Origin of the sequence: Luteococcus sp. H101, assembly GCF_038433155.1 — a bacterium.
GTDB lineage: Bacteria > Actinomycetota > Actinomycetes > Propionibacteriales > Propionibacteriaceae > Luteococcus.
In genome coordinates this window covers 100395-123931 of record NZ_JBCDMW010000013.1, presented here as the reverse complement: position 1 = coordinate 123931, position 23537 = coordinate 100395, and the positions used below count along the sequence as shown (strand labels likewise).

At 67.7% G+C, this 23537-nt stretch carries 20 protein-coding genes and 1 pseudogene; 15 read left to right on the top strand and 6 right to left on the bottom strand.

From position 1 onward, the window contains the following. Positions 1–136: 136 nt before the first annotated feature. The 3 genes from AAEX60_RS04980 to AAEX60_RS04970 form a co-directional block, all read right to left on the bottom strand. Complete coding sequence (locus AAEX60_RS04980) at positions 137–994, bottom strand: sugar ABC transporter permease (protein WP_342101667.1); 858 nt, start codon at positions 992–994, stop codon at positions 137–139. Positions 995–1074: 80 nt separating this feature from the next. Further along, positions 1075–2685: an ABC transporter permease subunit gene (locus tag AAEX60_RS04975; RefSeq protein WP_342101617.1), complete on the bottom strand. Its 1611-nt coding sequence runs from the start codon at positions 2683–2685 to the stop codon at positions 1075–1077. Between the two features lie 99 nt (positions 2686–2784). Then, positions 2785–3903: a sugar ABC transporter substrate-binding protein gene (locus AAEX60_RS04970; RefSeq protein ID WP_342101665.1), complete on the bottom strand. Its 1119-nt coding sequence runs from the start codon at positions 3901–3903 to the stop codon at positions 2785–2787. Between the two features lie 416 nt (positions 3904–4319). Here AAEX60_RS04970 and AAEX60_RS04965 point away from each other — a divergent pair, with 416 nt between their 5' ends. The 8 genes and pseudogenes from AAEX60_RS04965 to AAEX60_RS04930 all read left to right on the top strand — a co-directional run bounded on the left by AAEX60_RS04965 (position 4320) and on the right by AAEX60_RS04930 (position 11271). Beyond that, complete coding sequence (locus tag AAEX60_RS04965) at positions 4320–5138, top strand: helix-turn-helix transcriptional regulator (protein WP_342101616.1); 819 nt, start codon at positions 4320–4322, stop codon at positions 5136–5138. 1 nt (position 5139) lies between these two features. Then, positions 5140–6588, top strand: coding sequence for a Fe-S cluster assembly protein SufB (gene sufB / locus AAEX60_RS04960; protein WP_342101615.1), 1449 nt, complete (start codon positions 5140–5142; stop codon positions 6586–6588). Positions 6589–6639: 51 nt separating this feature from the next. Further along, a complete protein-coding gene (gene sufD / locus AAEX60_RS04955) occupies positions 6640–7815 on the top strand; it encodes a Fe-S cluster assembly protein SufD (RefSeq protein WP_342101614.1) in 1176 nt (391 codons plus the stop codon). Further along, positions 7812–8150: a non-heme iron oxygenase ferredoxin subunit gene (locus AAEX60_RS04950; protein WP_342101613.1), complete on the top strand. Its 339-nt coding sequence runs from the start codon at positions 7812–7814 to the stop codon at positions 8148–8150. Before sufD ends, AAEX60_RS04950 begins: the two co-directional genes overlap by 4 nt. Position 8151: 1 nt before the next feature. Next, positions 8152–8925, top strand: a pseudogene (sufC, locus tag AAEX60_RS04945) (Fe-S cluster assembly ATPase SufC); the annotation flags it as partial. A 111-nt stretch (positions 8926–9036) separates the two neighbouring features. Continuing rightward, the gene (locus tag AAEX60_RS04940) at positions 9037–10347 is read left to right on the top strand and encodes a cysteine desulfurase (RefSeq protein WP_342101664.1); all 1311 of its coding nucleotides are present in this window, start codon (positions 9037–9039) and stop codon (positions 10345–10347) included. Then, positions 10344–10817: a Fe-S cluster assembly sulfur transfer protein SufU gene (sufU, locus tag AAEX60_RS04935; RefSeq protein WP_342101612.1), complete on the top strand. Its 474-nt coding sequence runs from the start codon at positions 10344–10346 to the stop codon at positions 10815–10817. Before AAEX60_RS04940 ends, sufU begins: the two co-directional genes overlap by 4 nt. A 103-nt stretch (positions 10818–10920) precedes the next feature. Next, positions 10921–11271, top strand: coding sequence for a metal-sulfur cluster assembly factor (locus AAEX60_RS04930; protein ID WP_342101663.1), 351 nt, complete (start codon positions 10921–10923; stop codon positions 11269–11271). A gap of 3 nt (positions 11272–11274) precedes the next feature. On the opposite strand, the gene AAEX60_RS04925 is transcribed toward AAEX60_RS04930, so the two are convergent. Next, complete coding sequence (locus AAEX60_RS04925; protein WP_342101611.1) at positions 11275–12024, bottom strand: ATP-binding cassette domain-containing protein; 750 nt, start codon at positions 12022–12024, stop codon at positions 11275–11277. Next, complete coding sequence (locus AAEX60_RS04920; protein WP_342101610.1) at positions 12017–13153, bottom strand: ROK family transcriptional regulator; 1137 nt, start codon at positions 13151–13153, stop codon at positions 12017–12019. The genes AAEX60_RS04925 and AAEX60_RS04920 overlap by 8 nt, the downstream gene beginning before the upstream one ends. Before the next feature lie 214 nt (positions 13154–13367). Here AAEX60_RS04920 and AAEX60_RS04915 point away from each other — a divergent pair, with 214 nt between their 5' ends. From AAEX60_RS04915 to AAEX60_RS04905, 3 genes are all read left to right on the top strand, one after another. After that, positions 13368–14945 carry an ATP-binding cassette domain-containing protein gene (locus tag AAEX60_RS04915; RefSeq protein ID WP_342101609.1) on the top strand — a complete coding sequence of 526 codons (1578 nt, stop codon included), beginning with the start codon at positions 13368–13370 and terminating at the stop codon, positions 14943–14945. 17 nt (positions 14946–14962) lie between these two features. Further along, a complete protein-coding gene (locus AAEX60_RS04910; protein WP_342101608.1) occupies positions 14963–16282 on the top strand; it encodes a sugar ABC transporter permease in 1320 nt (439 codons plus the stop codon). Between the two features lie 72 nt (positions 16283–16354). Next, positions 16355–17464, top strand: a complete 1110-nt coding sequence (locus AAEX60_RS04905; protein WP_342101607.1) for a substrate-binding domain-containing protein — start codon at positions 16355–16357, stop codon at positions 17462–17464. A gap of 105 nt (positions 17465–17569) precedes the next feature. Here the strand turns inward: AAEX60_RS04905 and thpR are convergent, their stop codons facing one another. Next, positions 17570–18169: an RNA 2',3'-cyclic phosphodiesterase gene (gene thpR / locus AAEX60_RS04900; RefSeq protein ID WP_342101606.1), complete on the bottom strand. Its 600-nt coding sequence runs from the start codon at positions 18167–18169 to the stop codon at positions 17570–17572. A gap of 205 nt (positions 18170–18374) precedes the next feature. Between thpR and AAEX60_RS04895 the strand changes: the two genes are divergently transcribed. The 4 genes from AAEX60_RS04895 to AAEX60_RS04880 all read left to right on the top strand — a co-directional run bounded on the left by AAEX60_RS04895 (position 18375) and on the right by AAEX60_RS04880 (position 23536). Then, on the top strand, positions 18375–19973 hold the full coding sequence (locus AAEX60_RS04895; RefSeq protein WP_342101605.1) for an ABC-F family ATP-binding cassette domain-containing protein: 1599 nt from the start codon (positions 18375–18377) through the stop codon (positions 19971–19973). 119 nt (positions 19974–20092) lie between these two features. Further along, positions 20093–20755 carry a helix-turn-helix domain-containing protein gene (locus tag AAEX60_RS04890; RefSeq protein ID WP_342101604.1) on the top strand — a complete coding sequence of 221 codons (663 nt, stop codon included), beginning with the start codon at positions 20093–20095 and terminating at the stop codon, positions 20753–20755. Between the two features lie 18 nt (positions 20756–20773). Then, positions 20774–22633, top strand: coding sequence for an ABC transporter ATP-binding protein (locus AAEX60_RS04885; protein WP_342101603.1), 1860 nt, complete (start codon positions 20774–20776; stop codon positions 22631–22633). 144 nt (positions 22634–22777) lie between these two features. Next, positions 22778–23536, top strand: coding sequence for a DeoR/GlpR family DNA-binding transcription regulator (locus AAEX60_RS04880; protein WP_342101602.1), 759 nt, complete (start codon positions 22778–22780; stop codon positions 23534–23536). The last annotated feature ends 1 nt before the right edge of the window (position 23537 follow it).

Here is a 23537-nt window from a genome sequence, read left to right as displayed (position 1 = left end):
GACGATTGGGGGCTGGAGGGCCGGCTTTCGGCTGTGGGAAAGGCGACACCAAAAGGGCTTGCATCCTCGGCTCTGGACGGCACGCGAAAGGCCACGCCCCGCGACTGTGGGACGTGGCCTCTTCGGGGCTGGTGGGCTACTTCACCGAACCGGCGGTGAGCCCGGAGACGATGTACTTCTGCAGCCACAGGAACAGGATCATCACCGGGATGGCGGCCAGCACGGCGCCGGCCGAGAAGACCGGCCAGTAGGTGTTGTTCTCCGTGGAGACGTACTGGTAAAGCCCGATTGCGAGCGTGGACTTGGAGGAGTCATTGCCCAGGATCACCGACGCGATCACGAACTCGGTGAAGGTGCCGTTGAAGCTCAGCAGCCCCACCACCGCCAGGATCGGCGCCACCAGGCGCAGGATGATGGTGAAGAAGATCCGGGCGTGGCCGGCGCCGTCCACCCGGGCGGCCTCGTCCAGCGAGGCCGGCACCGTGTTAAAGAAGCCGTACATCAGGTAGGTGTTGGTGCCCAGGGCGCCGCCCAGGTAGACCAGGATCAGCGCCAGCCGGGAGCCCACACCCAGCGACGGGAAGACGTCGCCCAGATTGGTCAGCAGCAGGAAGATGGCCACGACCGTGAGCAGGGCCGGGAACATCTGCACCAGCAGCAGCGCCATCAGGCCGGGGCGACGCCCCTTGAAGCGCATCCGGCTGAAGGCATAGGCGGCGCAGGCGCCGATCAGCACCGTACCGATCGCCGAGACCGCGGCGATCATGATGGTGTTCAGGTACCACTTCAGGTAGGGGCGGGACTCGTCGGCCAGCAGCTTGGAGTAGTTCTCCGAGCTGATGGCGGTGAACAGCTTGTTGGAGCCGGTCAGGGTGCCGGCCGGGTTCAGCGAGGCGGACAGCACGTAGACCAGCGGGAAGGCGGAGAAGACGACGGCGACCAGACCGACGAGGTGTCGCCAGCCGATCTGCTTCATCCACTTGCCGAAGCCCATCTTTGGTTGCGGGGGCAGCTCGATGGCCGAGCCGTCGTGGGCGGTCAGGGTGCGCTCTGGCATGGCAGCGGAGGTGGACATCAGTTCAGGTTCTCCAGGGTCTTGGTCTGGCGGAAGCCCAGGTAGGAGATGCCGCCGATGATGAAGAAGATGATGATGGCGAAGGCGCTGGCCAGGCCATAGTCATGGTGGCCACCACCAAAGCCGGCCACCTTGAAGACCATCGAGATCAGCAGGTCGGTGGCGCCGACGCTGAGCGAGGTGCCCTCGAACTGCGGGCCGCCATTGGTGAGCAGGTAGATCAGCACGAAGTTGTTGAAGTTGAAGGCAAAGGAGCTGATCAGCAGCGGTGCCAGCGGCACCATCAGCAGCGGGAGCTTGATCTGCCGGAAGGTCTGCCAGGTGCTGGCGCCGTCCATCCGGGCCGCCTCCAGCACGTCGTCGGGGATGGACTGCAGGGCGCCGGTGGCCACCAGGAACATGTACGGGAAGCCCAGCCACAGGTTCACCAGCAGCACCGCCACCTTGGCCCAGATGGGATCGGTGAGCCACGGGATCCGCGCGCCCTGCAGCAGCACCTCATTGATGAAGCCGAACTCCTGGTTGAACAGGCCCGCCCAGACCAGCGCCGAGAGGAAGCCGGGGAAGGCGTAGGGAAGGATCATCAGGACCCGGTAGATCTTCTGGCCGCGCATCCGGGGCTCGTTGAACATGATGGCCAGGAAGAGCCCCAGAGCGAAGGTGGTCGCGACGCTGAGGAAGGCGAAGGCGAAGGTCCAGGCGGTCACCTTCAGGAAGGGGCCGCGGATGTCCTGATTGGTGAAGGCCCGCTGGAAGTTCTCGAAGCCGACGCCCACCTTCCAGCCCGGTTCGATCCGCTTGCCGTCGTCGGTGACGAAGGAGCCCTTGCCGGAGTCGTGGTACACACTGCCCTTGGCGTCGGTGAAGGTGTCCTTGGCCTTGTCATAGGTGAGGGTGGACTTGTACTCGTAGGCGGCCGAGCCGGTGGTGGTCCGGATGAAGCCCGAGTTGGGGTCCTCGTCGAGTTTCACCTTGAGGGCGGCGATCTCCTTGGTGCGCTGGGTGATCTCGGCAAAGCTGAGCACCTGGTAGCCCGGCACCGACTTGATCCCGCCGATGCTGGTGAGCTCGGCGCCCTCCACCTCCTTGAGGACCTCCTGGTCCGGGGCGGCCTCCACCTTCTTGGTGGCCGGGTCCACGACGACCAGCTGCAGCTTGCCGTCCTTGAGGGCGACGGCCGACTTGTAGGCCTTGGATCCGGGCACCCGGGTGGTGTTGTTGGCCTGGATGGCGACGATGGCGTCGTCCTTCGACGAGTTGTGCCCGTCGCCGTAGTTGGTGAAGGCGATGTAGACCGTGTACAGGATCACGCCGACGCTGAAGATGGTCAGGAAGACAAGCCCGGGGAAGAGGTACTTGGCTGGCAGGAAGCGGTTGGGCGGCAGGTAGATGCCGTTCACCAGGACCAGCAGCAGCACGATGGCGGCCAGGATCCACCAGGCGCCGGAGGCAACGGCGGTGATGGCGCCCAGTACCAGGAAGGCGTCCAGCGCGCCCAGTGCGGCGATCTTGATCACCCACGGCAGGGGGCCGGTGGAATAGGCGGACTGCGCGCGGGTGACCGCCTGCTCACGCGCCGCCCCGGACAGGGAGTTCTTTGGTGTGCTCATGGCCCTTCGGTCTTCGTCGTGGCGGGAACAGGCAAGGCCCCGGAAGTTTGCCTCCCGGGGCCGATGCGCTGCTACTGCCTGGTGTTCACCGGCAACGGATCACTTGGTGATCTTGCCGTTCAGGGTGGTGACCATGGTCTCCCAGGTCTTGGCCGGATCCTTGGCCTTCTGGCCGATGATCTGGGCCTGAGCGGTGCCCCAGTCGGTCCAGACACCGTTCATGGCCGGGATGTTGGGCATCGGCACGCCCTTGGCGCTGACCGCACCGAAGGCGGAGACATCCGCATCGGCCTTGGCGGCCTCGTAGGCGGCCTTGTTGGCTGGGGCACGCAGGCCGACCTTGTAGAGCTCGGTCTGCACCTCCTCGGAGCCGACGTACTCCACCAGGAACTTGTTGACCGCCACCGAGTTCTGGGTCTTGGCGGACATCACGAAGCCCTGCACGGTCACGAAGGCCTGGGCATCCTGGTCTCCGGCCTTGGGGATGGGATCGATGGCGTACTTGATCCCGGCCTTCTTCGCGTCGGCAAGGTTCCACGGACCGGTCAGCAGATAGGGGGTCTTCCCGGCGAAGAACTGGGCCTTGGAGATGTCTTGGGTGACGTTGAGGTTCAGGATTCCGGCCTTGCCCTGCGCGGCCAGCCAGGCCGCGAACTTGGCGCCCTTCTCCCCACCCATCGCCAGCTTGGAGGCGTCGAAGCCCTTGTCGCCCAGCTCGAAGACCGGTGCGCCGAAGGAGGTCTGGAAGGGGTACAGGTGGAAGGCATCGGCCGTCTTCGGGTCCAGACCCACCAGGAAGGGGTACTTGGCCTTGCCGGCGGCGACGACCTTCTTGCCCGCCTCGATCATGGCGTCGAAGGTGTCCGGGGTCTTCTCCGGGGCCAGCGCGGTGTTGCGCAGGATGCCGATGGACTCGGTGGAGTAGGGCACGCCGTAGACCTGGCCCTCATAGGTGAAGGCCTGCACGGCGACATCCTCGAAGGCGCTGGTGTCGCCCAGCTCGACGGGGGAGATGACGCCGTTCTGCACCAGCCGGCCAGTGGCGTCGTGCGGCATGATCGAGGCGTCGGGCCCCTTGCCCGTCGGCACTTGGGTGACGAAGTCGTCGGCCAGCTTGGCGAAGTCCTTGACCACGAACTTGATGGTCACGCCGGTGTCATTCTTGAACTTCTCGGCGACGGGCTTGAGCACCGGCTCCCGGTTGGAGTCGGTCCACACGGTGATGGTCCCGGCTCCGGCGGCGGGGGCGTTGGAGCCGCTGGCGCCGGCCGACGGGCTGGCTCCGCCGCCAGACTCCGACTTGCTGCCGCACGCGGACAGGGCGCTGGCGCCCACGGCGAGGCCGGCCAGGCCGATGAAGCCACGACGGCCGAGGGAGTAGCTCATGGTGTTGCCTTTCTGTCGCACCCGCGATTCCGGGCACCCATTGCCCGGCTCCGCGTCTGCAGTTCGTCAACATCGCGGGCAACCTCGCCCGTGATCGGTGTCCATCATCCCACCGTTGGTTGAAAGGGCAAGGCTTCGTGTTGGGAGTCCGGCTGTTGATCGGCTGAACCAACCGGGTGGCAGGTCACCGGACGAACTTAGGCGAGGCTTTGTTGAAAGGCGCCCGCCAATTAGGTAAGCATGGCGTTGTGAAATCTGACGAGACTACCGCGCGCCCCGCGTCGCCGGGGCTCGTCGACGCCGATGAGGACGCCTCCACCCGGGAACGGGTCGCGCGTTCCATCTTGGAACACGGCGCCAGCACCGCGGCGGAACTGGGGGAGCGGCTCAATCTCACCCCGGCCGCCATCCGTCGCCACCTGGCAGTGCTCACCGAACAGGGCCACATCGAACCCCGGGAACAGCGGGTCTACGGCGCCCGCGGCCGTGGCCGCCCCGCCAAGGTCTTCTCCCTGACCGATTCCGGGCGGTCCACCTTCTACCAGGCCTACGACGAGCTGGCCATCGCCGCCCTGCGGCAGTTGGTCAACGCCGTCGGCCCGGCCGCGATCAGCGCCCTGGCCTCCCAGCGGGTGGCCGACGTGGAGGAGGCCTTCCACCGGATCCGCACCGAACAGCCGGAGGCCACCGCCGCCGAGGTGCTGGCCCAGGCCCTGAACACCGATGGCTACGTCGCCAGCGTCAAGCCCGCCACCCTGGGTGACCAGCTCTGCCAGCACCACTGCCCGGTGGCGCACGTCGCCGAGCAGTTCCCGCAGCTGTGCGAGGCCGAGACCCAGTTGTTCAGCAAGCTGCTGGGCAGCCACGTGCAGCGGCTGGCCACCATCGCCCACGGCGACGGCGTCTGCACCACGCACATCCCGGTGCTGCAGGAAGGGGGGACCACCCCCCTTCAACCTCCCGCTGCGCTCGCGAGCACCGGCCCTCGCAGGCTCGACCCTGCGCTCGCGGAAGGAATTTCCGCCCAAGACCACACCTCTCCCGCAATCGATCGAAAGGCCCACTGACATGACTCAGGTAGACAACAAGCCGCTGGTGCCGGGCACCGGCGCCAGTCAGGACGAGCACCTGGACGCGCTGGGCAACTACCGCTTCGGCTGGCATGACTCCGACGCCGCCGGCTCGGCCGCCCAGCGCGGCCTGAACGAGGCCGTCGTGCGCAACATCTCCGAGCTGAAGAATGAGCCGGAGTGGATGCTGGACCTGCGGCTCAAGGGGCTCAAGCTCTTCGGCCGCAAGCCGATGCCCTCCTGGGGGGCTGACCTGGACGGCATCGACTTCGACAACATCAAGTACTTCGTCCGCTCCACGGAGAAGCAGGCCCAGACCTGGGAGGACCTGCCCGAGGAGATCAAGAACACCTACGACAAGCTGGGCATCCCGGAGGCCGAGAAGGCGCGGCTGGTGGCCGGCGTCGCCGCGCAGTACGAGTCCGAGGTGGTCTACCACAAGATCAACGAGGAGCTGGAGCGTCAGGGCGTCGTCTTCCTGGACACCGACACTGCTCTCAAGGAGTACCCGGAGCTCTTCCAGGAGTACTTCGCCACCGTCATCCCCGTCGGGGACAACAAGTTCAGCGCCCTGAACTCGGCCGTGTGGTCCGGCGGCTCCTTCATCTACGTGCCCAAGGGCGTCCACGTGGAGATCCCGCTGCAGGCCTACTTCCGGATCAACACCGAGAACATGGGCCAGTTCGAGCGCACCCTGATCATCGCCGACGAGGGCTCCTACGTGCACTACGTCGAGGGCTGCACCGCGCCGATCTACTCCTCGGACTCGCTGCACTCCGCCGTGGTGGAGATCGTGGTGAAGAAGAACGCCCGGGTGCGCTACACCACCATCCAGAACTGGTCCAACAATGTGTACAACCTGGTGACCAAGCGGGCCTCCTGTGAGGAGGGCGCCACCATGGAGTGGATCGACGGCAACATCGGCTCCAAGGTCACCATGAAGTACCCCGCGGTCTACCTGATGGGCGAGCACGCCAAGGGCGAGACCCTGTCGATCGCCTTCGCGGGCGAGGGCCAGCACCAGGACGCCGGCTCCAAGATGGTGCACTGCGCCCCCAACACCTCCAGCTCCATCATCTCCAAGTCGGTGGCCCGCGGCGGCGGCCGCAGCTCCTACCGCGGCCTGGTGGAGGTGCAGGAAGGCGCCCACCACTCCGCCTCCAGCGTGAAGTGCGACGCGCTGCTGGTGGACCAGATCAGCCGCTCCGACACCTACCCCTACGTCGACGTGCGGACCGACGACGTCTCCATGGCGCACGAGGCGACGGTCTCCAAGGTTTCCGACGACCAGCTCTTCTACCTGATGCAGCGCGGTCTGGAGGAGGACGAGGCGATGGCGATGATCGTGCGCGGCTTCGTCGAGCCGATCGCCCGCGAGCTGCCGATGGAGTACGCCCTGGAGCTGAACCGGCTGATCGAGCTGCAGATGGAGGGTGCGGTCGGCTGACCCGTCCCGCCACCACCCACTTGCATTTGACCCACAGAAAGAAGCACACAGTTGTCCACTGACACCGCACCGGCTGTCGCGGGCGCAATCGAGACGGTTGCCTCGCACCTGCACCCCACCCCCTCGTGGGACCTGACCGACCATCCCGAGCCCACCGGCCGGGAGGAGATCTGGCGGTTCACCCCGCTGAAGAAGTTCAGCACCCTGCTGGGTGACACCCCCAGCGACGCCTGCCTGGCCTGGGACGAGCAGTACCCGGCTGGCGTGACCAGCCGCGTGATCAGCACCGACGAGGCCAAGCAGCTGGCCGCCGAGGCCCCGCTGGACCGGGTGGCTGCGCTGGCCGCCCACCACGCCGGTGGCTGCCAGCTGATCGAGGTGCCGGCCGAGGCCGAGCTGGCTGAGCCGGTCCGGGTCACCCTGACCGGTGACGGCCAGCACGTCTGGGGACACCTGGCAATCCGCGTCGGCAACTTCGCCAAGGCCACCATCGTGCTGCGCTACGAGGGCACCGCCCAGTACGCGGAGAAGGTCGACGTGATCGTCGGCGACGGCGCACAGGTGACCCTGGTCACGCTGCAGGACTGGGCCGAGGGCGCCGTGCACGGCGGTCAGCGCTCCGTCCAGGTGGGCCGCGATGCGCACGTCAAGCTGGTCACCGCCTCTCTGGGCGGCTCCGCCATCCGGCTTCAGGAGGACGTGCGCTATGCCGGCCCCGGCGGCGAGCTGGAGCAGTACGGCCTGTACTTCGTGGACCAGGGCGAGCACGTGCAGCACCGGATCTTCGTGGACCACAATGCGCCCCAGACCAAGTCCAATGTGGACTACCGCGGCTGCCTGCAGGGCGACGGTGCGCACTCGGTCTGGATCGGCGACGTGCTGATCCGCAAGGTGGCCGAGGGCATCGAGACCTACGAGAACAACAAGAACCTGCTGCTCACCGAGGGCGCCAAGGCCGACAGTGTGCCCAACCTGGAGATCGAGACCGGCGAGATCGCCGGTGCCGGGCACAGCTCCACCACCGGGCGGTTCGACGACAACCATCTCTTCTACCTGATGAGCCGCGGCATCCCAGAGCCCGAGGCCCGTCGCCTCGTGGTGCACGGCTTCTTTGTGGACATCGTCCGCCGGGTGGGCGTGCCCGCCGTGGAGGAGCGGCTGATGGAGGCCGTCGAGCAGGAACTGGCCTTCGTCTCCGCCGAGGCGCAGGCCGAGGCCGCGCAGTGAGCTACCGCGACGCCTGCGCGCTGGCCGACCTGGGCGAGCAGCCCCTGGCCGTCACCGTGGGGGGCACGGACGTGGCGCTGGTGCGCTCCGGCGAGGAGATCTTCGCGATCTTCGACGAGTGCTCCCACGCCAAGATCAAGCTCAGCGAGGGCGAGGTGGAGGGCGACAGCATCGAGTGCTGGCGGCACAATGTCGGCTTCAGCCTGCGCACCGGCCAGCCCCTGCACCTGCCGGCCACCGAACCGGTGCCGGTCTACCCGACCAAGATCACCGACGGACGCGTGCTCGTCGACCTGGACAACCCGATCAAGATCACTGAAACTCTGGAGAACTGAGATGTCGAAGCTGGAAATCATCGACCTGCACGTGGACGTGGAGACCGAGACCGGTCCCAAGCCGATCCTCAAGGGCGTCAACCTGACCATCAACGATGGTGAGGTGCACGCCATCATGGGCCCCAACGGCTCCGGCAAGTCCACCCTGGCCTACTCCATCGCGGGCCACCCGAAGTACACCATCACCTCCGGCAAGGTGCTGCTGGATGGTCAGGACCTGACCGAGATGACCGTCGACGAGCGTGCCCGCGCCGGCCTCTTCCTGGCCATGCAGTACCCCGTCGAGGTGCCCGGGGTGAGCGTCGCCAACTTCCTGCGCACCGCCAAGACGGCACTGGACGGCCAGGCCCCCAAGGTGCGCACCTGGGTCAAGGACGTCAACGCCGCGCTGGAGAAGATGCAGCTGGACAAGGAGTTCGCCGCCCGTTCGGTGAACGAGGGCTTCTCCGGTGGCGAGAAGAAGCGGCACGAGATTGCCCAGCTGGAGCTGCTCAACCCGAAGGTCGCCATCCTGGACGAGACCGACTCCGGCCTGGACATCGACGCCCTGCGCGTCGTCAGTGAGGGCGTCAACCGGTTCAGCGAGCAGGGCGACCGCGGCGTGCTGCTGATCACCCACTACTCACGGATCCTGCGCTACGTGAACCCCACCCACGTGCACGTCTTCGTCGACGGCCGGGTGGCCGCCGAGGGTGGCAAGGAGCTGGCCGAGGAGCTGGAGGCCAGCGGCTACGAGCAGTACATCAAGGCCTATGCCCCCGCTGAGGCCAACTCCGGGGCTTACGGGCACCGCACAACCCAGGGCGCCGCTGACGCACCCGCGTCAGCGGCGCACACAGGTGGCAGCAATCCAATTGGCAGCAATTACTGTCAGGCAAGGAGCACCATGACTGAACAGACCCATCCCGGTCTGGACGTGGACGCCATCCGGGCCGACTTCCCGATCCTCTCCCGCACGGCGGGGGAGTACCCGCTGGTCTACCTGGACAGCGCCAACACCTCGCAGAAGCCGCGTCAGGTGGTCGACGCCATCGCCGAGCACTATCTGCAGCACAACGCCAATGTCGCCCGCGCCATGCACCTCTTGGGCGGTGAGGCCACCGCCGCCTTCGAGGGCGCGCGGGAGACCATCGCCCGCTTCATCGGCGCCGACAGTGCTTCCGAGGTGGTCTTCACCAAGAACGCGTCGGAGGCGCTGAACCTGGCCGCCAACTCGCTGGGGGCCACGCTCAAGCCGGGCGACGAGGTGGTGGTCTCCGTGATGGAGCACCACTCCAACATCGTGCCCTGGCAGCTGGTCTGCGAGCGCACCGGCGCCACGCTGCGCTGGTTCGACATCACCGACGAAGGTCGGCTTGATCTTGAGGCTGCCGAGCGCGACGGACTGATCAATGAGAAGACCAGGATCGTCTCGGTCACCTGGATCAGCAATGTGCTGGGCACCGTCAACCCGATCGGCAAGATCAGCGAGCTGGCCCACGCCGTCGGCGCCACCATGGTGGTCGACGGCTCGCAGGGTGTCCCGCAACGGCCCACGGACGTCACCGAGCTGGGTTGTGACCTGCTGGCCTTCACCGGCCACAAGATCTGCGGCCCCACCGGCGTCGGCATCCTGTGGGGACGCGCCGAGCTGCTGGACCGGATGCCGCCATTCCTGGGTGGCGGCGAGATGATCGAGGTGGTCAAGATGACCGGCTCCACCTTCGCGCCGCCGCCGCACCGCTTCGAGGCCGGCACCCCGCCGATCGTCCAGGCCGTCGGTCTGGCCGCCGCCCTGGACTACGTCTCCGGGATCGGGATGGACAAGATCGCGGCCCATGAGCACCAGATCACCGCGCTGATGCTGGAGCGCTTGCAGCGGATCGACGGCCTGTGGATCCTCGGACCCACCGAGGCCGTCGAGCGCGGGGGAGCGGTCAGCTTCACCCTGGACGGGGTGCATCCGCACGACATCATGCAGATGCTGGACTCCCGCGGCGTCGCCATCCGCGGCGGCCACCACTGTGCCCGTCCGCTGCACGAGCGGCTCGGCGTGCAGTCCTCGGTGCGGGCGTCCGGCTACCTGTACACCACGCCCGACGAGGTGGAGCAGTTGGCCGAGACGCTGGAATGGACCAAGGACTTCTTTGGTTCCAAGTTTGCGGGCACTGGCCAGAGCCGGATCCGTCGTCGCCGGGCAGCCAAGGAGAGCAAGTGAGCGTTGAACAGATGTACCAGGAGATCATCCTGGACCACTACCGGGAGAAGCTGAACTCCGGCCTGCGTGAGCCCTACCAGGCCGAGGTGCACCACGTGAACCCGTCCTGCGGCGACGAGCTCACCCTGCGGGTGCAGCTGGACGGCGACAGAATTGCCGACATCAGCTACCACGCCGAGGGCTGTTCCATCTCCCAGGCCTCCAGCAGCGTGATGAGCGAGCTGCTGATCGACCGCGACGTGGCCGATTCGCTGGCCCTGCACGACGAATTCCTGGCGATGATGCAGAGCCAGGGCAAGGCCGAGCCCGACGAGGACCGGCTGGAGGACGGCGTCGCCTTCGTCGGCGTCTCCCAGTTCCCCGCCCGGGTCAAGTGCGCGATGCTCGGCTGGTCTGCCGCCCGCGACGCCATCCTGCGCGCCCAGGCCGGCGCCGAGAACCCTTCCCCGACCACCACTGAGGAGCACTGAGGTGTCCAATCCCAATCACCCGCTGAACGCGGATGCCGCGGCCGACCGGGCCGAGGCCGATCAGGCTGCGGCCGACCGGGCCGCCGTCCGGCGCCCCAGCGACCTGGTCAAGGACGAGCTGCCGGGAGGCGAGGCCAGCAAGCCCGTCGCCAGCATCGAGGACGTCGAGGAGGCCATGCGCGACGTGGTCGACCCCGAGCTGATGGTCAACGTGGTTGACCTCGGGCTCGTCTACGGCGTGCACGTCGACGAAGGCAACAACGCCACCATCGACATGACCCTGACCAGCCCCACCTGTCCGCTCACCGACCGGATCGAGTACGACACCCAGGCCGCGCTGGAGGGCCTGGTGGAGACCGCCACCATCAACTGGGTCTGGCTGCCGCCGTGGTCCCTGGAGATGATCACCGACGACGGCCGCGAGCAGCTGCGCAGCATCGGGTTCAACGTCTAGTGGTCAGGCCGGCTTGGGCAGGTGGGTGGCGCCGGTGATGGCCGCCAGCACCTGTTCATAGCTGGCCTGGTCGGCCCGGAAGCTGCCGTTGTTGCGGCCGTGGCGCAGCACCTCGATCCGGTCGGCCACCGCCCGGATGTCCGTGAGGTTGTGGCTGATCAGGATCACGCCGAGCCCCTGACTGCGCAGTTCGTCCACGTAACCCAACACCTCGGCTGTCTGCCCCACGGAGAGGGAGGCGGTGGGTTCGTCCAGCACCACCAGCGAGGGATTGCTGACCAGGGTGCGGGCGATGGCCACGCACTGGCGTTGACCAGCGGAGAGCTGGCGCAGGGCGACCCGGGTGTCCGGGATGCGCGCGTTGACCGTGCCCAGATGATGACGGGCCTGGGCCCGCATCCGGGCATGGTCCAGCAGCCCCAGCCGGGTGCGCAGCTCCTGCCCCAGGAAGACATTGCCGACGACGTCCAGGTTGTCCACCAGCGATGACTCCTGGAAGACCGAGGCGATCCCCAGCAGCGTTGCGGCGCGGGGCGAGGCAATGGACACCGGCCGTCCGTCCAACAGGATCTGGCCGGAGGTGGGCTGCTGCACGCCGCCGATGATCCGCGCGATGGTGGACTTGCCCGCGGCATTGTCGCCCACCAGGGCGACGACCTCCCCGCGGTGCACCGTCAGGTCCACGTCGACGGCGGCCTGCACCCCACCGAAGGTCATCCCGACCCCGCGCAACTCCAGCAGAGGCTCACTCACGGCCGGCTCCTTCCTGGGCCAGCGCCGCGGCCCCCATCGCCTCGGCCCCGCGCCCCAGCTCGGGGGACACCAACAATTCGTCGGCCTCGCCCAGCAAGGGGCGGGAGCGCAGCGCCTCCCGCACCGGATCGAGCAGCAGGTCACCCACCTCGGCCAACTCGCCACCCAGCAGGATCCGGTCTGGCCCCAGCATGGTTGCGGTGTTGGCGATCACCTGACCCAGCACGCGGGCGCTGTCCACCAGGACATGCCGGCACCCGGCATCGCCCCGATTGGCGGCCTGGATGATCTGGCGCAGCCCCAGTGGCCCGTGGCTGAGCCGCAGCCGGTCGGCCATCGCGGCCGGGGAGACCACCGTGCTCAGGCAGCCCCGGGCGCCGCAGCGGCAGATCGCCCCGCCGGCGTCCACCTGGACATGGCCCAGGGCCCCCACCGACGCCGACCGGCCGCGGTGCGGCTGGCCGTCCAGCAACAGGCAGGCCTCGACGCTCTCCCCGGCCCGCACGTGCAGCGCCACCGCGGCGCCACGCAGGGCACCGAAGCGGTACTCGGCCACCGCCGCCGCGTCGGCCTGGCGCTCCAGCAGCACCGGACGGTTCAGCCGTCGGGACAGGGTCTCGGCCACGTCCACGTCCTCCCAGCCCTGCAGGGAGCGGCCGGGTACGACGGGGGACAGGTCGGCGGGCAGCGCTACCCCCACGTCCGTCACCTCATCCAGGCTCGCGCCCACCTGGTCGGCGGCCTCGCCCACCAACAGGGCCACCCGGTCCAGGGTCGTGTCATAGCGGTGATCGTGCGGCAGCGGAAGGTGCCGCGCGTGCTGCACGGTGTGCGACGCGTCGGCCAGGTAGACGTCCAGTGAGCGGGGCCCGATGTGCACCCCGAAGGTCAGGGTGGAAGTGGCCGCCAGGCTCACCTGCTGCGCCCGTCGCCCGGACCGGGTGGTGGCACTGGTCACCACCCGGCCGTCGGCCTCCAACTGCTTGACGATGTTGGACACCGTCGCGGCGGACAGCCCGGTGTCGGCGGCCAGTTCTACCTGGGTGATGGCGCCGAAGGTGCGCACCGAGTCCAGGATCCGGTTGGCATTGGCCTCGCGCAGGGAGGTCTGCGAACCGGGGGAGCCCACGGCCCACCACCTCCTGTTGCATCGGGTTGAGGAATCCTATGTGAGACCTTGCTTCCGTTCACCTCCAAAAGTCAAGAGCTGGTCACGTGGGGTGATTGGAGGAGAATCGCCCGGAATTGAATTCAAGTCTTGACGGCAAGCCCGCGGCGGCTTTACCTTGTGTTCATCCCGACGTGCGCTGGCGCTCGCCGGTGCGAGTCAAAGGAGACAAGCGATGGCCGACGAATCCCACGTCATCCTCGAAATGCGCGACATCACCAAGACCTTTCCCGGTGTGCGCGCGCTCGACGGGGTGACCATGCGGGTGCGCCGCGGGGACATCCACTCCATCTGCGGGGAGAACGGCGCCGGCAAGTCCACCCTGATGAAGGTGCTCTCCGGAGTTCATCCGCACGGAACCTACGACGGCCAGATCCTGTTCGACGGCAAGGAGGTGAGCTTCGGCACCATCAAGGACTCCGAGCGCGAGGGCATCGTGATCATCCACCAGGAACTCGCCCTGATCCCGGAGCTCAGCGTGGCCGAGAACATCTTCCTGGGCGATGAGCTCACCGCCCATGGCCTGATCGACTGGAACCAGGCACGTACCCGCGCCATGGACCTGCTGGCGCGCGTCGGGCTGGAGATCAGCCCGGACACCAAGATCAAGAGTCTTGGGGTGGGGCAACAGCAGCTGGTCGAGATTGCCAAGGCGCTCAGCAAGGACGTCAAGCTGCTGATCCTGGATGAGCCCACCAGCGCCCTGAACGAGGACGACTCCGCCAACCTGTTGGACCTGATGCGGGGCCTCAAGGCCAAGGGCATCACCCAGATCATGATCAGCCACAAACTCAACGAGATTGCGGCCATCAGCGACGCCGTCACCGTGATCCGCGACGGGAAGACCGTCGAGACCTATGACGTGGTGGCCGGCCAGGTGGACGAGGACCGGATCATCAAGGCGATGGTGGGTCGCTCGATCGAGAACCGCTACCCCGACCACGAGTCGCACCCCGGCGAGGTGCTGTTCGAGGTGAAGGACTGGACGGTGGAACATCCGGAGATCCCGGGGCGTCTGGTGGCCAAGGGATCCAGCTTCGACGTTCGGGCGGGAGAGGTGGTCGGTTTCGCCGGCCTGATGGGCGCGGGACGCACCGAGCTGGCCCGCTCCCTGTTTGGCCGCAGCTACGGCATCTACCGCGGTGGCCAGGTCTTCCTGGAGGGCAAGCAGGTCAATCCGAAGACCGTGCAGCAGGCGATTGACCTGGGTATCGCCTACGTCACCGAGGACCGCAAGACCCTGGGGATGAACCTGCTGGACTCGATCAAGACCACCATCACCGCCGCCAATCTCAAGGCGATCCTCAAGGGCTTCCTGCTGGATCTCGGCAAGGAGAAGGAGGTCAGCAATCGATTCCGCGACGAGCTGCGGATCAAGTCTCCCTCCACCGACATCGGGGTGGCGACGCTGTCGGGCGGCAACCAGCAGAAGGTGGTGCTGGCCAAGTGGATGTACCCCGAACCCAAGGTGCTGATCCTGGATGAGCCCACCCGCGGCATCGACGTCGGTGCCAAGTACGAGATCTACAAGCTGATCCACAAGCTCGCCGACGAGGGCAAGGCGGTCATCATGATCTCCTCGGAACTGCCCGAACTGCTCGGCGTGAGCGATCGGATCTACACCATCTGTGAGGGGCGGATCACCGGCTGCCTGCCCGCGGCGGGTACCGACCAGGAAGACCTCATGCGCCGGATGACCACCACGTCGGTGCAGCCCACCCAGACCCAGCCGGCCGAGCCGGCGCTCAACTGACAGGTACGGGAAGACCCATGAAGGCGATCAAGCAAGTCCTTGGCAGCAATCTCCAGCAGTACACGATGATCGCAGTCCTGGTCATCCTGGCCGTTGGATTCCACCTCGAGACCGGCGGGCGCATGCTCACCCCGGCCAATGCGCAGAGCCTGATCACCGGCAATGCCTATGTGCTGATCATGGCGCTGGGCATGTTGATGGTGATCGTGATCGGTCAGATCGACCTCTCGGTGGGGTCGGTCGCGGGCTTCGTCGGCTACTTCGTGTGCTGGCTGGTGGCCAGTCATGGCCTCAACTGGGTGCTCGCGGTGATCATGGGCATCGCGTTGGGTGCCGCCATCGGTGCCTGGCACGGCTTCTGGTTGGCGCGGGTTGGGATCCCCGGCTTCATCACCACCCTGGCCGGCATGATGATCTTCCGCGGCGCCCTGATCTGGCTGTCCAACTCGATCTCCCTGGCCGCGCCCCCCGAGCTGGCCAAGTTCGGTGCGGGCTATCTGCCCGAATGGGGCCCCGCCTTCACCGGGATGAACAACTCGACCCTGCTGCTCGGTCTGCTGGGGGTCGCCTTCGTCGCCTGGAGCCAGCTCAATGGCCGTCGCCAGAGCCTCAAGCGCGGCGTCGAGGCACCGATGTGGGCCACCATCACTCGGATCGTCCTGCTCGCGGTGGTCATCGGCTATGTCACCTGGCTGTTCGGCTCGGGGCGCCCCGGTACGTCCTTCCCAGTGCCCGGCGTCATCCTGCTCTTCCTGGTGATCGTCTACTACTTCATGACTGAGCGCACCCGTTTCGGCCGGCACGTCTATGCGGTGGGTGGCAACAAGGCCGCCGCCGCGCTGAGCGGGGTCAACGTCAAACGCACCTACTTCCTCACCATGCTCAACATGAGCTTCCTCGCGGCTCTGGCCGGCATCCTGTTCATCGGCCGGGCCAGCGCCGCCGGCGCCAATGATGGCAACGGCTGGGAGCTCGACGCCATCGCCGCCGTCTTCATCGGTGGTGCCGCGGTCAGCGGCGGCATCGGCACCGTGATGGGCGCCATGATCGGTGGCCTCGTGATGGCGGTGCTCAACTCCGGCCTGACCTTGATGGGCGTCGGTTCCGGGCAGACGCAGGTGATCAAGGGTCTGGTGCTGCTGGCTGCCGTCGCCTTCGACGTGTGGAACAAGACCCAGGGCCGGCCGTCGATCATCGGCCGTCTCACCGGGGGCAGCAAGCCCAAGGCGGGGGAGCCCGCCGCCGTGGCCGCGGCAGCCGCTGCCAGCGAGACCCCCGGGGACGCCGGCCCCGCCGTCTCCGCTGGCGACACGATGCCCGGAACCCCCGGCCTCTGAGCCGGACCCGAACCCACACCCACGGCAGTACCCGGGCGGAGACTCCGCACCGGTCCATTGAAAGGAATCCCCATGCAGGTCACTCGTAGGTCGCTCCTCGGCAGTGTTGCCGGGCTCGCCGCCGCTGCCAGCCTCAGCGCCTGTGGCGGCTCCAGCCGAGGCGGCTCCTCCTCGTCCAGCTCCTCGGCCGCCGAGGGTGGTGCCGGTTTCGCCGCCGACGCGAAGATCGGCATCTCGCTGCCTTGGCTCGGTACCCAGAACTGGAAGGAGGCGCAGGACATGTTCACCTCCCAGCTCAAGGAGGCCGGCATGACCGCCGTCGTCCAGTCGGCCGAGAACAAGGCCACCAACCAGCAGCAGCAGATCAGCGCCATGATCCAGCAGGGTTGCAAGGTGATCGTCGTCGGGCCGGTCGACGGCAAGCAGCTCGGCGATGTGCTGGGCCAGGCCAAGAGTGCCGGGATCAAGGTGATTGGCTACGACCGCCTGATCGAGAACACCGACGCCGTCGACGCCGTCACCCAGTTCGGCTCGGTGCGCACCGGCGAGCTGCAGGGCCAGTCCCTGCTGGATGGCCTGAAGGCCCGCAAGGGCGAGGGCCCCTACAACATCGAGCTCTTCGGCGGCGGCCCCACCGATCCGAATGCCCCCAACTTCTTCAAGGGCGCCATGAAGGTGCTGCAGCCCAAGATCGACGACGGCACCCTCAAGATCCTGTCCGGACAGAAGACCTTCGAGCAGTGCGCCACCCCGGACTGGGACAACAACAAGGCCCAGACCCGGATGGACTCCCTGCTTTCGGGCTTCTACCAGGGCAAGAAGGTTCATGGCGTGCTGTCTCCGAATGACGGCATCGCCCGCGCCATCATGACCGCCTGCAAGCAGGCCGGCCAGGAGGTTCCGGTCGTCGACGGCCTGGATGCCGAGAACGAGTCGGTGGTCTCCGTCTGGAAGGGTGAGCAGTGGTCCACCGTGGCGAAGCCCACCAAGCTGCTGGTGGGCAAGACCGTGGAGCTGATCAAGGCGATGCAGAAGGGTGAGAAGCTGCCCGACCCGTCGGAGAAGGCCAACAACGGCAAGGTCGAGGTGCCGATCTACGCCCTGGACCCGGTGGTGGTCACCAAGGAGAATGCCAAGGAAGCCTTCAAGGATGACCCGGCCCGCCTGAAGCTGCTGGGCTGAGCCAGGCCCGATCTGGTCTTCACCTGATCTGCGCGATCGCCGGTGCCCTCGCGGGGTGCCGGCGATCGCCGCTTTTCGGGGGCGGTGCCAGCTACTGACCGCCGGTCACCCGGCGGGCCGCTGCTGGGGGCGGCCGGTGAGCGGCCAGCTCTCCACCACCGTGTACTGGCTGTGATTGCGGGGCCCCTGCACTGATTCCACCAGCGCCAGCCGATCCGCCCGCCAGCCGCTGGTGTGGAGCCGGGCAAGCCAGGGTTCGTTGGTGCTCTGGTCAGCGGGGCGGTCCAGCCGGGCCAAGGTGAGGTGCGGCTGGTAGGGGCGGTGCTCGAAGCCGATCCCCAGCGGGCCGGCCACTCGTCGGCATCCCACGGCCAGGGCGGGCAGTCCTTCGCCGGGGTCATCCAGCAAGGCAATCAGGTGCCGGGCCGCAGCCAGCCGGGGGAAGGCCCCGCCACCACGGACGGCCAACGGGAAGGGCGCGGCCTGGGCGGCCACACCGGCCAGGGCGGCGGCATAGTCATCGAGCGCGTGCTCGGCGACCGTCGGGGTGAACAGCAGCGTGACATGCCAGTTCTCCAGCGGGCTCCAGCGCACCGCCGGGCCGCTGAGGCTGCGGGGGAGCTCCAGGGCGTCGTCGAGTTGCGCAATGATCTCCCGCGGCGGCAGGACTGCGGTGAACAACCGATGGCTGGGATCCCTCGACATGTCCCCACCCTGCCACACCCGGTTGGGCCGGCATTGCCGCCAAAGTTGGCAGCCCAGCTGACACAGAAATTCTCTTGCACGTTCCAATTGGCAAAAGATTGCCATCTTGGGCAGCGCCTGCGGCCGTGGTGCCCGGGAAGCGGCCAGCTGAGTGCCAGCTGGCCGCGCTTTCGACTTGCGGGGGCGCAACTGGGAGAATCACCGGGTGCTGCAGGTCAAGGATCTTGAGGTGCGGGCCGGTGCCCGCCTGTTGTTGTCTCCCATCTCCTTCCAGGTGATCCCCGGTGACCGGATCGGCCTGGTGGGCCGCAATGGCGCCGGGAAGACGACGCTCACCCGGATCCTCGCTGGGGAAGGGATGCCCGCTGGGGGCGAGGTGACCCGTAGCGGGCAGCTGGGCTACCTGCCGCAGGATCCGCGCGACGGCGACCTGCACGTGCTGGCCCGGGACCGGATCCTCTCCGCCCGCGGACTGGACCGGGTGATCGTCAAGATGCGGGATCTGGAAGAGCAGATGAGCACCGCCAAGGGCGCCGAGCGGGAGGCTGCGATGAGCGCCTACAGCAAGGCCGAAGCGCAGTTCATCGCCGCCGGTGGCTACGGCGCCGAGAGCGAGGCGCACCGGATTGCCGCCAACCTCAGCCTGCCGGACCGGGTGCTGGCCGAACCGCTGCAGAACCTCTCCGGTGGCCAGCGCCGCCGGATCGAGTTGGCCCGGATCCTGTTCTCCGGCGCCGACACCCTGCTGCTGGACGAGCCAACCAACCACCTGGACGCCGACTCGATTGCCTGGTTGCGGGACTTCCTCAAGACCTATCCCGGGGCGCTGATGATGATCAGCCACGACACCGGTCTGCTGGATGCCACGGTCAACAAGGTCTTCCACCTGGACGCCAACCGCGCGGAGATGGACCTCTACTCCATGGGTTGGAAGCTCTACCTCAAGCAGCGCGAGACCGACGAGAAGCGTCGTCGGCGGGAGCGTGCCAATGCGGAGAAGAAGGCTGCCCAGTTGCTGCAGCAGGCCGACAAGCTGGGGGCAAAGGCGACCAAGGCCGCCGCCGCCCACAACATGCAGCGCCGTGCAGAGCGGATGCTGGGCGGCCTGGAGGCCGAGCGTGAGGCCGACAAGGTGGCCCGGATCCGTTTCCCGGAGCCGGCGCCCGTCGGCAAGGTGCCGCTGATGGCCGAGGGGCTGAGCAAGTCCTATGGTTCGCTGGAGGTCTTCACCGGTGTTGATCTTGCGATCGACAAGGGCTCCAAGGTGGTGATTCTGGGTCTGAACGGTGCGGGCAAGACCACCATGCTGCGGATCCTGGCCGGCGTGGAGGAGTCCGACACCGGCCGGCTGATCCCCGGGCATGGCCTCAAGATCGGCTACTTCGCGCAGGAGCACGACCTGATCGACCTGTCCGCCAGCGTTCTGGACAACATGGTGGCCAGCGCGCCGACCATGAATGCCACCGAATGCCGCAAGGTGCTGGGTTCCTTCCTGTTCACCGGCGACGACGTTGAGAAGCCGGCGCGGGTGCTGTCCGGCGGCGAGAAGACCCGCCTGGCGTTGGCGATGCTGGTGGTCAGCTCCGCCAATGTGCTGCTGCTGGACGAGCCCACCAACAACCTGGACCCGGCCAGCCGGGAGGAGGTGCTGGCGGCAATCAGCACCTACACCGGCGCGATCATCCTGGTCACGCACGACGCGGGCGCCGTCGACGCGCTGGACCCGGACCGGGTGCTGCTGCTGCCCGATGGCGATGAGGACCTGTGGAGCCAGGACTACCGCGACATCGTCGCGCTCGCCTGAGCACCGGCTCCCCGGCGCGGCGCGCGACGGCGTGGTGCGGCCCCGGGGGCGGTTGGTTGTGATTTGATCTTGGTCATCTCGTCGGGAAGGCTCGACGGGCGGACGAAGGGACCATCGTCATGGCCGAAACCACCCTTGGACGCGGCGCCCGGATCACCGGGGCAGCCCGCGAGCAACTGGCTGCGCAGCTGGTGCAGCGCTATGAACGGGGTGAGTCCATCCGGGCGATCGCCACGGACCTGGGCCGCTCCTATGGCTGGGTGCAGGGGATGCTCAAGCAGGCCGGGGTGACGCTGCGCGGCCGCGGCGGCCCGACCAGGGGCCAGGCCGGGGCCGAGCGGGCCCGGGTGGCGTGGGCGGGGAATAGCAATCCCCCGGCCGGTGTTGTACCGGCGACGGAAGAGCCCCCGGCGGCCCAGAAGACCAAGGTCAAGAAGGCCAAGGTCAAGAGCCCGGAGAACCCGGCCCGCGAGGGTGCGGACGAGGCCGCGACGAGCACCAAGAGCAAGGCGAAGGGGCGCAAGCCCGCGGCGGAACAGCCGATGGCGGGGATTCCCGAGGCGCCGGCCAAGCCGAAGAAGCCGAAGAAGGCGAAGGCGGAGCAGTCCACCCCAGCACCGGACAAGGGCAAACAGCCGAAGGCCGGGAAGGCCAAGAAGGCCCCGGTGGACGAGCCCCCAGGCAAGAAGAAGCAGCTCGTCGAGACGAACGAGAAGGTGGAAAAGACTGACAAGTCGAAGAAATCCAAGAAGGACAAGAAGTCCAAGAAGAAGTCCAAGTAGCCGACGAAGGGGGCCACGATGAGCGGAATGGGTGGCCCCGGAGGCCGATTGATGGGGGGCCTGAAGAAGGACCCCGAACTGAAGCACCATGATCTTGCTCCCGGTACGGTGCGCCGGGTGATCGGCTACGGCCGTCCCTACCAGGGCCTGCTGTTGGTCTTCCTGCTGTGCGTCGTGCTGAGCGCCGTGGCCGGGGTGGTGCCCCCGCTGCTGTTCAAGACCATCGTCGACGATGGCGTGCTCAAGGGCGACACCGGCCTGGTGCTGCGGATGGCGGGCATCGTCGCCGGCCTGGCCGTGGCCGAGGCCGCGCTCAGCATCCTGCAGCGCTGGTGTTCCGCCCGGGTGGGCGAGGGTCTGATCTATGACCTGCGCACCCAGGTCTTCGACCACGTCAGCTCCATGCCGCTGGCCTTCTTCAGCCGCACCCACACCGGCAAGCTGGTCAGCCGGCTGCAGTCCGACGTGCTGGGTGCCCAGCGGGCCTTCACCACCACGCTGTCCAGCGTGCTGAGCAATGTGATCTCCTTGGCCCTGGTGCTGGCGGCGATGATCTCGCTGAGCTGGCAGCTGACCCTGGCCTCGCTGGTGCTGCTGCCGGTCTTCCTGATCCCGGCCCGGGTGGTGGGCGGCCGGCTGGCCGGCCTGACCCGGGACTCGATGCAGCTCAACGGTGACCTGTCCGCCCTGATGACCGAGCGGTTCACCGTCTCCGGCGCGCTGCTGGTCAAGCTCTTCGGCCGGCCCGCCGACGAGCACCGGCTGTTCGCCGGCAAGGCGCAGGAATTGCGCGGCAATGGCGTCACCATCGCCATGGTGGGCCGGTTGTTCATGACCGCGATGACCCTGGTGGCCGCGCTGGCCACCGCCCTGGTCTACGGCGCCGGCGGCTGGATGGCCATCAAGGGCTCACTGACCGTCGGCACCCTGACCGCGCTGGCCGGGCTGCTGGCCCGCCTCTACGGCCCCTTGGTGCAGCTCACCAATGTCCGGGTGGACGTGATGAGCGCGCTGGTCAGCTTCGAGCGGGTCTTCGAGGTGCTGGACCTCAAGCCGCTGATCAGCGACGCGCCCGACGCCCGTCGGGCCAGCGGCCGGGCGTCGATCGACTTCGAGCAGGTGAGCTTCACCTACCCCGACCCGGAACTGGTCTCGCTGCCCTCCCTGGAACCGGTCACCCCCGGGCAGGAGAGCCGCAACCAGCAGGTGCTGACCGACGTCAGCTTCCACGCCGCACCCGGGCAGACGGTCGCGCTGGTGGGGCCGTCTGGGGCCGGCAAGACCACCGTGACCAACCTGCTCACCCGGCTCTACGACGTCACCGACGGCAGCGTGAAGGTCGGCGGCGACGACGTCCGGGAACTCACCCAGGAGTCGCTGCAGCAGATGGTGGGTTATGTCACCCAGGACGCCCACATGTTCCACGACACCATCCGCAACAACCTGGCCTACGGTGCGCCCGGCGCCTCCGAGCGGCAGATGCGCGACGCCCTGGCGGCCGCCCAGATCCTGCCGCTGGTGGACCGGCTGCCCGACGGGCTGGACACCATGGTGGGGGAGCGCGGCTACCGGCTGTCCGGTGGTGAGCGGCAGCGCTTCGCGATTGCCCGGCTGCTGCTGAAGGCCCCGCCGATCGTCGTGCTGGACGAGGCGACGGCCCACCTGGACAGCGAATCCGAGGTGGCGGTGCAGCGGGCGCTGGACGCGGCGATGGCCGACCGCACCTCCGTGGTGATCGCCCACCGGCTGTCCACCGTGCGCGCCGCGGACCAGATCCTGGTGCTGGAGGCCGGCCGGATCGTCGAGCGGGGCACCCACGCCGAGCTGCTGGCCGCCAACGGACCCTATGCGGAGCTGTACCACTCCCAGTTCGAGTAGCCGGTCAGTCGTTGACCTCGGTCGCGGTGCCGTTGGCGAAGGCCAGCAGGCGCGCGGTCTGCTGCAGGCCGCGGGGGGCGAAGGTTGACCAGAAGTGGTTCCAGAGGTTCGTCATGACTCCATGCTGTGTGATCAAATGATCACATGCAACGATCATCTCGGCAGAAAATGATCATCCAAGCGTTGGGGAGACAGCCCATCTCCGTCGAGGCGCTGAGCGAGTTGACGGGGGCGTCGGCGGTGACGATTCGGCGCGACCTGACCGAGCTGCAGGGCCACGGTCTGCTCCGACGGGTGCACGGCGGCGCGGTGGCCGTCGGCCTGCGCGGAACCCCATTGCCCTACGAGCTGCGGGCCGCGGAGAATGCCGACGGCAAGCGGGCTATCGCCCAGCTGCTGTCCGGCCTGGTGAGCGACGACATGTCGATCATCCTGGACAACGGATCCACCATGGACGCCGTCGCGCGTGCCCTGGCGGGACGGCGGGTGACGGCCCTGTGCATGTCGCTACGGGCGGCCGTGGAGCTGAGCAGTGAACCCGGGCCGGTGGTGATCACGCCGGGTGGGCCGGTCCAGCAGCCGAGCCTGCGCAGCGGCAGCGCCGCCTCCCTGGCGGCCCTGGCGGACTTCCGGGCAGACCTTGCCGTGATGGGCGCCTGCTCCGTGAACCCCGCCCAGGGGTTGACGGTCACCACGCACGAGGATGCGCAGGTCAAGCGGGCCATCATCGGGGCGTCGTCCCGCGTCGTGCTGGCCGCGACGGGGGACAAGCTCACCCGCACCTCCACCTTCCGCTTCGGCAGCATCGAGGACCTCGACGATCTGGTCACCACCCCCGAGGCCCCACCCGAGCTGCTCGACGAGTTCATCGCCGCCGGGGTCCGGGTCCACCTGGCGCGCTGAG

Excerpts from the sequence above, each read along its gene's own strand:
- AAEX60_RS04980 (WP_342101667.1), bottom strand. The coding sequence starts at position 994 with ATGGGCTTCGGCAAGTGGATGAAGCAGATCGGCTGGCGACACCTCGTC.
- AAEX60_RS04975 (WP_342101617.1), bottom strand. The coding sequence starts at position 2,685 with ATGAGCACACCAAAGAACTCCCTGTCCGGGGCGGCGCGTGAGCAGGCG.
- sufB (WP_342101615.1), top strand. The coding sequence starts at position 5,140 with ATGACTCAGGTAGACAACAAGCCGCTGGTGCCGGGCACCGGCGCCAGT.
- AAEX60_RS04940 (WP_342101664.1), top strand. The coding sequence starts at position 9,037 with ATGACTGAACAGACCCATCCCGGTCTGGACGTGGACGCCATCCGGGCC.
- AAEX60_RS04915 (WP_342101609.1), top strand. The coding sequence starts at position 13,368 with ATGGCCGACGAATCCCACGTCATCCTCGAAATGCGCGACATCACCAAG.
- AAEX60_RS04910 (WP_342101608.1), top strand. The coding sequence starts at position 14,963 with ATGAAGGCGATCAAGCAAGTCCTTGGCAGCAATCTCCAGCAGTACACG.
- AAEX60_RS04905 (WP_342101607.1), top strand. The coding sequence starts at position 16,355 with ATGCAGGTCACTCGTAGGTCGCTCCTCGGCAGTGTTGCCGGGCTCGCC.
- thpR (WP_342101606.1), bottom strand. The coding sequence starts at position 18,169 with ATGTCGAGGGATCCCAGCCATCGGTTGTTCACCGCAGTCCTGCCGCCG.
- AAEX60_RS04890 (WP_342101604.1), top strand. The coding sequence starts at position 20,093 with ATGGCCGAAACCACCCTTGGACGCGGCGCCCGGATCACCGGGGCAGCC.
- AAEX60_RS04885 (WP_342101603.1), top strand. The coding sequence starts at position 20,774 with ATGAGCGGAATGGGTGGCCCCGGAGGCCGATTGATGGGGGGCCTGAAG.
- AAEX60_RS04880 (WP_342101602.1), top strand. The coding sequence starts at position 22,778 with ATGCAACGATCATCTCGGCAGAAAATGATCATCCAAGCGTTGGGGAGA.